The sequence below is a fragment of the Nocardia sp. NPDC050406 genome, assembly GCF_044459025.1.
Taxonomy (GTDB): Bacteria; Actinomycetota; Actinomycetes; order Mycobacteriales; family Mycobacteriaceae; genus Nocardia.
This window is the reverse complement of record NZ_JBITIM010000005.1, coordinates 188,332-201,710: the sequence shown is the minus strand read 5'-3', so window position 1 is coordinate 201,710 and position 13,379 is coordinate 188,332. Positions and strand designations below refer to the sequence as shown.

Below are 13,379 nucleotides of genomic sequence, written 5' to 3'. Positions count from 1 at the left end.
TCCTTCAGTTGTACAAGGGGGAGAGAGTGCGCCGATCGCTCAGCGCAGGCCGCGCGGCAGCCACATCATGACGTTGACGCGTGGGCCGCGGCGATCCAGGTGGACCTTGCCCAGCGTCTGCGCGCCGAAGGCGCGGTAGTAGTCGACATTCGCGTCTTTGCAGAAGTACAGCAGCGGCACCTGGGCGCTCTCCACCTGCGCCAGCAGGTGCGCGATGAGCGCTTTACCGACGCCGCGGTTTTGGGTGTCCGGGGCGACGGCGAGAGTGGTGCCGAAGTAATGCGGAAGTCCCGGAGCGAGTTTCGCGATCGCGGCGTCCATGGCCATGGCGCGCGGACCGTCGGATCGGACCGCCCACACGAACTCCGGCAGCGAGGCGAGATAGCGCAGCACGCCGACGCGATAGTCGGTGGGCTGCCACAACAGTGCGCCGACGACTCGGTCGTCGAGCAGCGCCACGGCCGCGCCGTCGGCGGGCAGGTACTGGTGGCGGATCATCGCCCGGTACATGCGGGGCTGACCGCGTTCGCGGCGCCCGTCGTCGGGAAACATCCACTCCCCGAACGGATCATCGGTGCGGAACGCGCCATCGATGAGCTCCACCATGGCCGGGATATCGCGTTTGTTCGCCGGGCGCACCCGCACCCGCGGGACGGCGCGCGGCGGATGGATCGGTCGGACCGCCTTGTCAGCCACGAGGAACCGCCCGCATCCGCAGTGGCTTGTCCGGTGCGCCGATGAACGAGAACTGCGGACGGATCGGGCCTTCGGTGGCCAGTTCCAGCTCCCACCGCTGGGCAATGGTGGCCATGGCCAACACCACCTCCATGGTGGCGAAATTCTGTGCGATACAGATGCGTTTGCCCGCGCTGAACGCCAGCGACGCCTGCCGCTTCTCCGGCGTCATGTTCTCGGGCAGATAGCGGGAGGGATCGAATTCCGTTGGCCGGTCCCAGGTTCCGCCGTGGTAGTGGACGCCGTGGGTGCTGATCAAGATATTGGTGCCGGGCTTGATGCGGTAGCCCGCGAGCACATCCTCGTGTTTGGCGACCCGGTTGAGCGCCATCACCGGCGGGTGCAGCCGCATGGCCTCCAGGAATATCGCCTTGGCCCACACCAGCTTCTCGACATCGTCAGCGGTCGGCAGCCGCCCGGCCAACACCGAGTCGACCTCCTCGAACAGCCGTCGCCGCGCGTCCGGATGTTCGGCCAGCAGCTTCCACACCCAGGTGAGCGCCGTCGCCGAGGTCTCCATGCCCGCGCCGATGAAAGTCATGAGCTCGTCGTGGATTTCGCGGTCGCTGTAGCGGTGCCCGGTCTCCGGATCGCGTGCCGCCATCAACAGGCCGAGCAGATTGTCCTTGCGCGTGATGCGTCCGGACCGGTGATCGGCGATCAGGGTGTCCACCGCCTTCTCGACACCGCGCAGCTCGAACATGATGTGCGGGGCGGTGATCCACGTCAGCGCCCGCATGGCCCGCACCGGCAGCCGCGACCCCGCCCGCCGCTCCGGTTTCTCGGTATGGCGGACCACCCACGTCGACAGCGCCCGCATCGGTCGGCTCACATTCATGGCCACGCCCACGCCGAAGAACTTCAACAACCGTGTCAGCGTGATCTTCGAGATCGGCCCCGACAGATCCGTCCCGAACATGGTGCGCGCCACGATATCCAGCATCAGCCGATTCATCTCGGCCCCCACGTCGACGGTCCCGTCGGCGAGGGTCGCGGCCCGCAACCGAGAGGCGGCCCCCTGCGCCGCCTCCACCATCGGGCCCGCCAGCAGATCGACATTGGCGCGCGCGAAAATCGGCTGCACCACCCGGCGATTGCGCCGGTAGCGCCGATCGTCCATATCGGTGACGAGCCCCTGCCCGAACGTCACCGCCATCATGTCGTACTCCGAGGACTTGATGTAGTTGTCCTGATTGGTGACGAGTATGTGCCGCACCAACTCCGGACTGCGCACCACCACGAACTTCACCAGCGGCAGCCGCGCCACCACCACATCGTCCTGCCCCGGCAACCCCGTCGCGAGATAGGTCATGATCGTCCGATCCCGCACCCGCGGCCCCACCGCCGCCGCCAACCGCCACGACTCCCGCCACGACACCCGAGTCCGATGCCACCGCATAGGCGCGGGCAGATATCTCGGCGGGTGCAGCTCCCCACTCGCACTCCCGGCAGATGACGCCACCGCCACCGCCCCCAATCCAAATCCGTTGCCCCACTGTATGTCCCGCAGGATGCTACCGCACAGTAGCTAAACCCGCAGCCATTTCCGAATCCCCACCAGGCCACCCCAAACCCAAACCCCAGCATCCCGAACCCTCACCCCGAACCCCCACCCCGAGCCCTCACACCACGCCGACCCCCCCACCGATTAGGCAAACCGGCCCCCCTCTGAGGTAATCTCTCCCCGCACCGCGAAAGCGGAAGCCACGGGCTGTGGCGCAGCTTGGTAGCGCACTTGACTGGGGGTCAAGTGGTCGCAGGTTCAAATCCTGTCAGCCCGACCAAGCCAGAGGCGGATTCCGCCCCTCACCCGGTCACGTTTCTGGATCGATTGGGGGCCGCAGCGCCTAGCATGGGTGTGCCGGGCGTGGCGGGTACGCGAGTCGTGAACGGCTATGTCGGCCCTGGCTCCATCGCCGGGACCGCACTGACATCATTGGGCGCGTGACCGATTCGACGACTCAGCTGACCGGTAACAGCCTCGGCCGCTTTGCGGTCACGCTCGCGCCCGACGAACTACCGGCCAGCCTCTTGCTCGTTCATGGGCAAGATGGTCAGCGGCCCAACGTAATTCACCGACGGCGCTCGATCGCGCAATGGTCGGCGTCGGCGCCGGGCCTCTTCGCTGACGCTGCCGTAGAATCAGCGATTCATTGTTGAATGTTCATTTGCGAGCCATCGCTGGAAGGTTGCATGGCGGAATTGATAATTGGCTACATTGACCCGCAGGATACCTGCCCGGCAGGCCCAGTCGCAGAACTGCGCTGGCCGACTGGCGTAGATCCCAGTGACTTTGAAGATGAGCATCGCTGCCAGGTAGCGCTGGCCAGTAAACCCGACAACAAACCAGACGGCAAAGGCCATCCATACCCCGCAGTGGATACCGATTCTGACCACGTGGTTCTGATTCCCGGGCACCAGAGTCGCCGCGACAGTGCCTGCACCACCGAACAGGAAGAATGCCGTCAAACCAGCAAGCAGAGCAGTCAGTTGACCGTCGCGAATGGGACGACGTGCATTCTGTCCCAAGGCAACTCGTTCCTCGAAGGTCGTAGTGAACCCGACAAGTAGTCCACTGATGATTCCAAACGCGACCGCAATGCTGACGAACAACAGATACAGGGAAGCGACCACCTGGACCGAAGTTGCGGGTGCCAGGAGCCAGGCGGCCCCGGTGATCAGAGCAAAGGTCACCAACGAAGCCCCACAGACTATTACGGCACCTCTTAAGCCTCTGCGCCATCGCGAGTGTCCAGGAACCTTCCAAGCAAAGCGTTCGGGAGCACCTCGAAAACCTGGGGTATGTATTTGCGATCTCGTATCGATCCCATACGCCAACATTGCCATTGTGGCGAAGATGAGAGCGGTCGTGGCTGCTATGCTCCAATCGACCCCAATGGATGTGTCGAGAACAGCTAGGGCACCGCCGACCGCCAAAGTTGCCAGTAGTGCATGAACTGTCAGACATTTGCGGGTGCCCGCGATACGCCAGATCTGATCTAGCGTGAAGCCCTGGCCTGCCAGTTGCTCTCGTTCGAGATGTTGGGCTATGTTGCCAAGCCAAACCCGTGTTGCGTGAACATCATACGATCGGCCTCGGGAAGTTTCATCGATTCCGCCGATTGCGACCACGATCAAAGACCCCAGCAAAAGATCCTCGATTTCAGTTAGATCCTGGGCTGTTGTAAGCGCCAGTGACGCATCTGTACCTCCGGTTCTGAGAAATGCTGCGGCCATACCGAGCATCAGCGGGGAGCCCAATGCGCGGGCGAGAGGTCCTTCGGGATTGGTGGTGATCTGATTCAGAACTGGAGTCCATGCATCGGTTGGTAATCCGTGCCGTTCGCGGTAATTCTCGAGTTCGAGCCAAATGTCGGACGAATCAAGGCTCTGCAAAACGTATATTTTGGCGTCAACCAGAGGAAATGCCCCGCACTCGCGGATGCGGTGGAAGTCGTTAGCGCGGCACGTCAGTATGAGGGGTCTGGAGCTCCATGGAGCAGTTGTACTGAGCAGCTTCAAGGCATCGCATGCACGAGTCGGCTCACCGTCCTCCGGGTCCATCTCATCGAGACCGTCGAGAACTGGAAGGATGTGACCGTTACTTACCAAGGCATCAGCGACCCGTGGGGCCACCTGATACTCGCTCGTCAGTTGCTCTGCCAGCCATGCTGAAAACGCTCGCTTTCCGTCCCAGCCGGAAGGGCTTACCCGTACGGGCACTGGCGTTTCAGCCCGTATCGGGTCCGTGAGCGTCGCCCGCCGAGCGAGAAGATCGAGCACGAGTTGGTTCGCGGTGACTGTCTTGCCTGCACCCGGCTGACCTAGGACAAGCAGTCGACGAGGAGTTGAGCCTTCCTGGTAGGTCTGCTCGAAGGAATCCAGCGCGACACCTGATTGTGGCTCTCCAGTCGCAGGTCCGAGTTCTCGGAGCTGCAAGCCGATGGCTATTCCTGCCCCACTTCGAAGCTGGTTTCGCAGGCACGCCTCACTCTGCCGAACTGCGTATGCGAGATCATTTGCGGCCCGTGCCAAACCTTGCGGTGAGCAGTCTGGCCGCAGCTTGCGCCAGGCCGTTCGGCCAGCCGGACCCACGAGACTCGCTCCGACTTTGAGCGCTATGGTTTCCCCGCCACCCGTCATAAAGGCCAAGTGTGCCAGTGGTTGCCGACAACCTGCTGCGGAGTGGATTCGCTCGAGCTCCTCGTCGGGGTCTCGGTGTGGTCGAAGCGCGCGTGTCAAGACCATCTCACCAACCTGGACGAGGTCAAGGTGGTCACTTCCCGGGAGCCGCTGTTCCCGAACTCGACGGTCTGTGCGCCGAGTTCCCCTCGGGGGCCTGACCGCCGGAACGCACAGCCCACCGTAGTGGGAACGTGAACTGCACCGCTCGCTCCCGATGCTGCTGGCGGCGCTACATCGCTAGAAGCCGCGAAACACCTTGTCCGCGTCTACTGCCGATGCGAAATCCTCGAAGTCCATGTTCGCGAGCGTGAGGTTGACCTCGGCCAGCGCTACTTCACGTGGCAGGATCCGGAAACTCGGCAGGCCCGCGCCGGGTTCACCGTCGCCGTCGCATTCGACTGCCAGCAGCGGGTGCTCCGGGTCGCGGATTGTGAGTTCGTCGACGATGTAGACGTAGTACTGCGAGGTGAGGAGTTTCGGGAGGTCTTCGGTTGTCGCTGCCTGGAATTCGGGGGAGTCGACGACGGTGAGCCCGTACTCGTAGCCTTCGCTTTCGTAGGGCTGGTTGACTGCGTCGAGCGTCTCTTGCCAGGCCGCGTCGTCGCTGAAATCCGTCCGCAGAAGTAGTGATTCGCCTTCGGGCAATTCTCGGTTCACAGGGCTATCGTGCACGACGCTGATGTGAACGGCATTCGCGACCGGATTGGCGTTGCCGCTCATCAACGTCCGTCTCGGGTGGCGATCAATGCGCCGAGGACGATCGTTGTGCCGAGGACCATCAATGGTGTGGGGATTTCGCCTAGCCAGATGAAGGCTCCGGCGATGCCGAATACGGGGGTGAGGGTCAGCCAGAGGCCTGCTACGGCTGGTTGGAGGTATTTCAGGCCGACGAGGTAGAGCCAGAAGGCCAGGGCGTATTGCACCACTCCGGATGCCGCTGCGTAGGCGAGGGTTGGGGGATCTATCGAATGCCATTGCTGCTCTGCGATTCCCGTCAATTGGAGGCAGAGGAGTAGTGCTACCGCGAGGGTCAGGCCTACCGCCTGCTGTGCGGTGGCCATGGTGGCGGGTGGAATCCTTTGGGAGAAACGGGAAGTGACCACTACGTAGGTGGCGGCGAAGCCGGTGGAGATCAGGACCAGGACGTCGCCCAAGACCTGGCTCGGCGTTGTCCAGGTCACCGTGGGGTCGCCGGATACGAGGACGAGTCCGGCCGCGGCGACGAGTACGGCGATGGTTACGCGCGGGGTGGGGCGCTGATGGAGGAACATCCAGGCGAGGACGAGGATGATCAAGGGCTCGGTGGCGCTGATCACCGAGGAGTTTCCGGCTGTGGTGAGTGCGAGTCCCGCGAGGCCGATGGCATAGGTCAGGCCCGGTTCGAACACGCCCGCCAGGGAGGCGCGGCGGAGGTCGGTGCCGAAGTGCCGGGTCGGGTGTTCCGGCAGTGCGATGAGGGTCAGTGCGAGCAGGCTCGCCGCGAGTTGGACCACGAGTAGTGCGGTGGGTGTGAACACTTCGAGCAGGTCACGGCTCATCACGGTCGCCGAGCCCCAGCATGCCGCGGAACCGATCATCGCGGCGATCGCCCACCACGGTACGGAACGGGTCTGAATCAGGTCAGTTCGAGTCGCCATCGTCGAGCATCTCCTGGTATCGGTCCTCGACCGGGCAGCCCAGCGGGACACAACTTTCCTCGTCGCACAACCGGCACGCGCGCACGGCGGCGGCGGGGGTGGATATCGCGGCTCGCAAGATCTTTCGCAGCAGCTCGGCGAGCACGGCGCGCTCCGCGGCCGTGATCGAGGTCAGGAGGGAATCCAACAGGTCGGCCCGGGCCGCGAGCACGCGATCGCGCTGTGCGACACCAGCCGCGGTCAGCGACACGACCACCGTGCGCCCGTCCTCACCCCGGCCGCGCCGGACCAGACCGGCCCGTTCGAGCCGGTCCACCATCCGCACGGCCCCGCTGTGGGTGACTTGAGTCGCGTCGGCGATCGCGGTGATGGTCATCGATTCCACGCCGAGCAGCACAATGACCGCCGCGTCCTCTCCCGTGAGGTCACCCGCGTCCTTGACCGACGCGGCCACTTGCGACGACACCACGAGCGAGAGCGCGCCGAGCATGTTTGCCGCTTGGGAAAGCATGACTCAATCATATGACTCAATCATATGACTCGATCATGCATATGGCAAAGGCTGTGGCGCAGGCGAATTCGCGCGGCAGTCATCGCCGCATGCGGTGTCAGGGGGCGTGTCAGGTTGGGATCAGGTCGGTATCAGTCGGGTTGGCGACAGTACTGGACATGAACAACAACGCAGCGAACAACGCGACCACTTCCTCTTTCACCGGCCTGGTGCCCGTCGGCGATACCGCCCTGGCTGTCACCGATACCGGCGGCTCGGGGGTTCCCGTGCTCTACCTCAATGGCGCTTACGCCGACCAGAAGCACTGGCGCAAGGTCATCGTCGAACTCGGGCCGGGCTATCGGCACATCACCTACGACATGCGGGCTCGGGGTAAGTCGAAGACGTCGGCCGACTACTCCTTCGAGACGTCCCTGCACGATATCGACGCGGTGCTCGCGGCGCGGGGAGTGGAGCGGGCGCTGTTGGTGGGCTGGTCCTACGGCGGGATTGCCGCGTGGAACTGGGCTGAGCGGAATCCGGAGCGGGCTCTGGGCGTGGTGGTCGTGGATGCCGCGCCGTTCGGGTTGACCGGTGAGGAGGGACGGGAGCGGATTCGAAAGCTGTTCCACCGCATGCGGTTTTTCTTGCCCTTGGTGCGGCCTTTCGGGATGGCGGCGCGGATGAGCGCGGCGCAGCACGCCGAGATCGGTATCGATGCCAATGAGTTCGCGGCGGCGGGTGTGCCGGTGCTGGAGCGGTTGACCTGCCCGACGCGGTTCGTCCTGGCCACCGGGGACAGCCTCGGCAGCGAGAAGGGGGAGATGGAACAGGTGCGCACCTCGCTGGATCCGGTGCTCGCCAACAACCCCAATGTGAAGGTCAGCGCGAAGGTCGCTAGCAACCATTCGCACATTCTGCGCAAGGATTTCCGGGCCGTGGCCGAGGCGGTGCGCGAGACGGCGACGGCCGGGTGAAGGCGAGGTGAACACTGCCCGGTAACCGACTGCCCGTGGAATCCGGGGCTTGTTCGGGGCTCCGCCGCGATGGTCTGGTGTTGTACACACGGCGCGGACGGGAGGACTCGTCGTGAGCGGACGGCGAGAGGGTATGGCGTGGAGGATCTGGAGCGGGCCGGGGCGCGCGGCGCGGAGTTGACGAAGGAGTTGCTGGCCTACTTCGGGTCGATGGCGGAGCACGAATTGGCCGCCGAGGACGATATTTTCGCACTCGGACTGGTGAATTCGCTGCGGGCGCTGGAGATCGTCGTGCACGTCGAGAACACCTATGGGATCGAGGTCGACGTCGACGATCTCGAGCTCGACAATTTCCGGAGTGCGGCTCGGGCCGCCGCGTTCGTCGAACGCAAGCGGGCCGAGCGCGCATGATCGACGTGGACGAGCTTGTGCGGGCGGCGATTTCGGACGCCGCGCGCTGGGATCGAGACGGACTCCCCGACGATGTGGTGAAACTCGCCGCGCGCAGCGGCGTCCTGACCGCGGATCGGCCCGTCGCCGTCGGCGGCGAGGGGATCGACCCGCGGGAACTCGGGCAGCTGGCCGCGACGCTCGGGCAGGCGTGCACGAGTCTGCGGTCACTGCTCACGGTGCACGGAATGGTCACCGCCGCGGTGCACCGGTGGGGTACGGCCGCGCAGCGGGGCGAGTGGCTGCCGCGACTCACCTCCGGCGACGCCATCGCCGCGCTCGCCGCCACCGAAGCCGGAGCGGGCACCGAATTGTCCGCTGTCGCAACGACTGTCGAGCCGGACGGGCCCGACTTCGTGATCACCGGCACCAAGCTGTGGGTCACCTTCGGCCAGCGCGCCGACGTCTACCTCGTGCTCGGTCGTGCGCCGGGCGGCCTGTGCGCCGCTTTGGTGGAGCGGGAACTGCCCGGGGTCGTCGTCGAGCCCGCCGAGAGTGGTCTCGGACTGCGCGGGACCCGCCTGGCGACCATCCGATTCGACCGCGTGCGCGTACCCGCCACCAGGCTGATCGCACCGCCGGGATTCGGGCTCTCCCATGTCGTCGGCACCGCCCTCGACCACGGCCGCTACACCGTCGCCTGGGGAGCTGTCGGGCTGGCCCGCGCCTGCCTCGACGACGCGGCCGCACACGCCGCCACCCGCGTTCAGGGCGGCACCGCCTTGGCCGACCATCAACTGATCCGCGCCACCCTCGGCCGCTGCTGGGCGGATGTCGAAGGCGCACAAGCGTTGTGCGAACGCGCCGCCGCGGCACGCAGCGCCGGAGCACCGGAGGCGTTGATCGCCACCATCGCCGCCAAATACGGCGCGGCCGCCGCCGCGGCCGCCGTGAGCGAACGCGCCGTGCAGATCCTGGGCGCGGCCGGGTGCGCGCCGGACAGTCGGATCGGCCGGTTCTACCGAGACGCCAAGGTCATGCAGATCATCGAGGGAGCACGGGAGGTCGCGGAAGTGACCATGGGCGAGTATGCGCTGCGAGGTGCGCGATCGTGACCGACCACGTGCGCTTGGGTCCGGTCGCGACCTGGTTCCCCGACACCACCGCCGAGATCGCCACGCTGCCGGAGCTGGCCGAACTGCCCGCGAACCGCCGCGACCACGCGTTGGCCCTCGGCATCGACACCGTGCACACCGCCGACGCCATGACCGAGGTCGATCTCGCGGCCGAGGCGGCGCGCGCGGCACTGGACGCGGCCGCGCTCGAACCCGCCGCCGTCGACGCCCTGCTGCTGGTCACCGGCCGCGCGCCGCAGTACCTGCTGGCCTCCGAGGCCACCCGGCTCCAACACCGCCTCGGCGCGACCCGTGCCTTCACCACCGCCGTCGGCGATCTCGGCTGCGTATCCGTCTCCGCCGCACTGACTCTCGCCGCGAGCCTGGTGCGCGCCGACCCGCACTGCCGCACCGTACTCGTGGTCACCGCGGCCAAAACGCCTACCCGCCACCGCTATCGCGCCCCGATGACACTGCTGGGTGACGGCGCGGCCGCCGTCCTGGTCACCGCCGACGGTCCCGCCCGCTGGGAGTTCGTCGACCAGATCGTGCGCAGCGAAGGCAAATACGCGGACCTGTTCCGCATCGACTACCGCGATATCGACGCCGACGCCTGGGTCGAAGAGTGCGCCGACGAGTCCACCTACTCCTTCCGGCTCGCCGTCGAGAGCAAGAAGCGATTCGACACCATCGTTCCGGAACTGTTGCGCCGCAACGGAATCAGCGACCACGCGGTGGGCCCGATCCTCATGCAGAATCTGTCGTCCGGCGCTTTCGCCTTCTGGGAGGAGGCCCTGGACCGTCCGGTCGACAAGGTTTGCCGCGCCAATCTCGCGGCCTACGGTCATCTGGGCTCGATGGACATGTTGGTGAATCTGGAGGCCGCCGCGACCACCCGGGCGTCCGGCGAGTACGCGCTGCTGTTGAACAGCAGCCCGGTCGCCGCCTGGAGCGCCGGACTGCTGCGAAGGGTATGAGCATGGCACAGACAGTGAAATGCCTGGTCTGGGATCTCGACGATACGGTGTGGCCCGGCGTCGTCCTGGAATCCGACGGCGGGACGCCGAAACCCGAAGCGCTGCACGCGATCCGCACTCTCGACGAACGCGGCATCCTGCACGCCGTCGCGAGCCGCGGCGAACCGGCCGCCGCCACGGCGCATCTGCGCGCGCACGGCATCGAGGAGATGTTCTCGGCCATCGAGATCAGCTGGGGGCCCAAATCGGAGGCCATCCGCCGCATCGCCGCCGCCCTGAACATCGGCCGCGACACCATCGCCTTCATCGACAACGACCCGGTCGAGCTGGCCGAGGTGGCCGCCGCCCTCCCCGAGGTGCGCTGCTATGCGGCCGAACGCATCGCCGATCTGCCAGACCTCGCCGAATTCACCCCGGCCACCGCGACGCCGGAGGCCCGCGAGCGTCGGTCGCTGTACCGCGCGGAGCGCCAACGCCAAGCCTCGCAGACCGAATTCACCGGTTCGGACGCGGATTTCCTCGCCTCGCTCAACCTGGTCATGACCGTGCGCGAGGCCACCGAGGCGGATCTGGTGCGCGCGCATGAACTGACCGAGCGCACCCATCAACTCAACACCACCGGCATCACCTTCGATATCGACGAACTGCGGGCGCTGTGCGCCTCCCCGCGCCACGAGGTGCTCGTCGCCTCGCTCGCCGACCGCTTCGGCGGCTACGGCACCATCGGACTGGCTGTGACCGAACGGCGCGGCGGCGATACGGTGCTGCGCCTGCTGCTCATGTCCTGCCGGGTCATGTCGCGCGGCGTCGGCACGGCGCTCATCGCCGAAGTGGTGCGCCGGGCACAGGCGGCGGGATCGCGCGCCGCCGCGGAATTCGTTGCCACACCGGTGAATCGGGTCATGCTCGTGACACTGCGCTTCGCCGGTTTCGAAGTCGCCGAGACCGACGGCGACCGTATTCTGCTCGTCTGCTCCGTACCGGCCGAGAATATCGGCGGCACCGGCCATGTCGAGGTGCGGCGATGACCGCGGACCTGCTCGCCCGCGTGCTGCGCCAGGCCGCGCGGGTGCCCGATCGCACCGCCGTCGTGGTGGGGGAGCGGTCCCTCACCTACCGCGAATTCGATACCGAGACAGCGGCTCTCGCGCGTCGACTGCTCGCGGCCGGGGTGCGGCCGGGGCAGACGGTCATCGTCTATCAGCAACAGAGCCTGGACACCGTGATCGGCATGTTCGCGGCCCTTCGCGCCGCGGCGGCGTGGTGCGTCGTCGAACCCGGCCACGGCGGCGAATCCGCCCTCGGCGCGGTACTGGAGGCGGTGGACTGTGCCGCGGTGCTCATCGACGGCGGCCACCCGCTCACCCCGGGCGGCGCGGCGGCGGCCCTGGCGGATGCGACCGGCGGACCGGTACCGATCGATATCGCCACGCGACAGGATCCACCCAACCTGCCGCTGCCCAGCGAGCCCATGCGGCGCGCCCCCGCCTACGTCATCACCACCTCCGGCTCCACGGGTGTACCGAAGGCCGTGGTCGTCTCGCGCGCGAACGTCGCCGCCATGCTCGCGGCCCGCGACACCACCGACGCCGACGGCGCGCTCGTCGTCTTCTCGGCCATGCGCCTGATCTGGGACGGCTCACTGCTCGGCCTGCTGTGGCCGCTCGCGGTCGGCGGCACCGCCGTCCTGCCCGACGCCGGGATCGTGCGCGATGTCGACGCGGTCGCCGATCTCGCCCGCCGCCAAGGCATTTCGCACTTCCTCGCGACGCCGTCGTTCTACCGGTTGCTGCTGCCGCGGCTGGGCGGTCTGCGCCCCACCCTGCGCGTCGTGACCTTGGCCGGTGAAGCGCTCCCACCGCGCCTGGTCGACGAGCACCGCGAAGTACTGCCGGGCGTGGCCCTGCACAACGAATACGGCCCCACCGAGGCGACCATCACCTGCACCGCCCATATCGTCGCCGACGCCCCGCGCCAGGTCGTGCCGATCGGCACACCGGCCGCGGGCACCACGGCCCATCTCCTGGACAGCCGACTGCGTCCGGTTCGCCGCGGCACCCGCGGCGATCTGTACCTGGGCGGTGAGCAGATCGCCGACGGCTACGCGGCCCGCCCCGCGCTGACCGCGACCCGATTCGTGGCCGACCCCTTCGCCGCCGTGCCGGGCACGCGCATGTACCGCAGCGGCGACCTCGCGCGCCTGGACGCCCAGGGCGATATCGAATTCCACGGCCGCGCCGACAGTCAGGTGAAGGTGCGCGGGGTGCGGGTCGAATGTGGCGCGGTGCGGGCGGTGCTGGAATACCATCCCGCCGTCGCGGAGGCGGTCGTGCTGCCCGCCACCGACGAGGACGACGAGGTGTACCTGGCCGCGTTCTGGGTGCCCGTCGACCACGCGGCGGTGCCGCCGGGACCGAGCGCGTTGGCGGGATTCTGTGCCGAACGCCTGGTGCCCGAGTCGGTTCCGGGCCGGTTCGTCTGCGTCGACGCCCTGCCCATCACGGCGGGCAGCAGCAAGCTCGACGAGGCGGCGTTGCGTGCCCGGCTGACCGATTCCCCGGCGCGGCAATCGGTTTCGCGCGACGACTGGAGCGAGACCGAGCGGGCCGTCGGCGATATCTGGTCGGAGGTTCTGCTGCACGACGAGTTCGACCGCGAGGACCGCTTCCTGGACATGGGCGGCAACTCCCATCGCGTGGTGGCCTTGCACATGCGGCTGGAGGCGCGTTGGCCGGGCGCGATCTCGGTCGGCCTGCTCTTCGACTTGGACACCGTGGCCGCACAGGCCGCCGCGCTCTCGGCCGACCCGGCGCGGCCCGACGACGGCGCCCCCGCATCGCACGTTCCCCTGGCATTCGAGGTGTGAAGGACAT

The 13,379-nt window shown here is 66.9% G+C and carries 13 protein-coding genes and 1 tRNA gene; 8 read left to right on the top strand and 6 right to left on the bottom strand.

The window, feature by feature from the left end:
- Positions 1-39 precede the first annotated feature (39 nt).
- Together ACIBH2_RS32635 and ACIBH2_RS32630 are read right to left on the bottom strand one after the other, a co-directional pair.
- On the bottom strand, positions 40-696 hold the full coding sequence (locus ACIBH2_RS32635) for a GNAT family N-acetyltransferase (RefSeq protein WP_397124630.1): 657 nt from the start codon (positions 694-696) through the stop codon (positions 40-42).
- Positions 689-2,047, bottom strand: coding sequence for a cytochrome P450 (locus ACIBH2_RS32630; protein ID WP_397124628.1), 1,359 nt, complete (start codon positions 2,045-2,047; stop codon positions 689-691). The genes ACIBH2_RS32635 and ACIBH2_RS32630 overlap by 8 nt, the downstream gene beginning before the upstream one ends.
- A gap of 395 nt (positions 2,048-2,442) precedes the next feature.
- Between ACIBH2_RS32630 and ACIBH2_RS32625 the strand changes: the two genes are divergently transcribed.
- Both ACIBH2_RS32625 and ACIBH2_RS32620 read left to right on the top strand, forming a co-directional pair.
- A tRNA-Pro gene (locus tag ACIBH2_RS32625) sits at positions 2,443-2,519 on the top strand.
- A 160-nt stretch (positions 2,520-2,679) separates the two neighbouring features.
- Positions 2,680-2,895 (top strand): hypothetical protein, encoded by a 216-nt coding sequence (locus tag ACIBH2_RS32620; protein WP_397124626.1) that lies wholly within the window; start codon positions 2,680-2,682, stop codon positions 2,893-2,895.
- On the opposite strand, the gene ACIBH2_RS32615 is transcribed toward ACIBH2_RS32620, so the two are convergent.
- From ACIBH2_RS32615 to ACIBH2_RS32600, 4 genes are all read right to left on the bottom strand, one after another.
- Positions 2,878-4,878, bottom strand: a complete 2,001-nt coding sequence (locus ACIBH2_RS32615; RefSeq protein ID WP_397124624.1) for an NACHT domain-containing protein — start codon at positions 4,876-4,878, stop codon at positions 2,878-2,880. The two genes, ACIBH2_RS32620 and ACIBH2_RS32615, sit on opposite strands and share 18 nt — an antisense overlap.
- Before the next feature lie 279 nt (positions 4,879-5,157).
- A complete protein-coding gene (locus ACIBH2_RS32610; RefSeq protein WP_397124622.1) occupies positions 5,158-5,640 on the bottom strand; it encodes a DUF6924 domain-containing protein in 483 nt (160 codons plus the stop codon).
- Positions 5,640-6,557, bottom strand: a complete 918-nt coding sequence (locus tag ACIBH2_RS32605) for a DMT family transporter (protein ID WP_397124620.1) — start codon at positions 6,555-6,557, stop codon at positions 5,640-5,642. Before ACIBH2_RS32605 ends, ACIBH2_RS32610 begins: the two co-directional genes overlap by 1 nt.
- Positions 6,541-7,047: a MarR family winged helix-turn-helix transcriptional regulator gene (locus ACIBH2_RS32600; protein WP_397124618.1), complete on the bottom strand. Its 507-nt coding sequence runs from the start codon at positions 7,045-7,047 to the stop codon at positions 6,541-6,543. Before ACIBH2_RS32600 ends, ACIBH2_RS32605 begins: the two co-directional genes overlap by 17 nt.
- Before the next feature lie 179 nt (positions 7,048-7,226).
- Between ACIBH2_RS32600 and ACIBH2_RS32595 the strand changes: the two genes are divergently transcribed.
- The 6 genes from ACIBH2_RS32595 to ACIBH2_RS32570 all read left to right on the top strand — a co-directional run bounded on the left by ACIBH2_RS32595 (position 7,227) and on the right by ACIBH2_RS32570 (position 13,372).
- Entirely contained in the window at positions 7,227-8,024 is a 798-nt protein-coding gene (locus tag ACIBH2_RS32595) for an alpha/beta fold hydrolase (protein WP_397124616.1), read from the top strand.
- A gap of 138 nt (positions 8,025-8,162) precedes the next feature.
- Positions 8,163-8,435, top strand: a complete 273-nt coding sequence (locus tag ACIBH2_RS32590) for an acyl carrier protein (protein ID WP_397124614.1) — start codon at positions 8,163-8,165, stop codon at positions 8,433-8,435.
- On the top strand, positions 8,432-9,529 hold the full coding sequence (locus tag ACIBH2_RS32585) for an acyl-CoA dehydrogenase family protein (RefSeq protein ID WP_397124612.1): 1,098 nt from the start codon (positions 8,432-8,434) through the stop codon (positions 9,527-9,529). The genes ACIBH2_RS32590 and ACIBH2_RS32585 overlap by 4 nt, the downstream gene beginning before the upstream one ends.
- Positions 9,526-10,506, top strand: coding sequence for a 3-oxoacyl-ACP synthase (locus ACIBH2_RS32580; protein WP_397124610.1), 981 nt, complete (start codon positions 9,526-9,528; stop codon positions 10,504-10,506). Before ACIBH2_RS32585 ends, ACIBH2_RS32580 begins: the two co-directional genes overlap by 4 nt.
- 2 nt (positions 10,507-10,508) lie before the next feature.
- The gene (locus ACIBH2_RS32575; protein ID WP_397124608.1) at positions 10,509-11,534 is read left to right on the top strand and encodes an HAD-IIIC family phosphatase; all 1,026 of its coding nucleotides are present in this window, start codon (positions 10,509-10,511) and stop codon (positions 11,532-11,534) included.
- Positions 11,531-13,372, top strand: a complete 1,842-nt coding sequence (locus ACIBH2_RS32570) for an amino acid adenylation domain-containing protein (protein WP_397124606.1) — start codon at positions 11,531-11,533, stop codon at positions 13,370-13,372. Before ACIBH2_RS32575 ends, ACIBH2_RS32570 begins: the two co-directional genes overlap by 4 nt.
- The last annotated feature ends 7 nt before the right edge of the window (positions 13,373-13,379 follow it).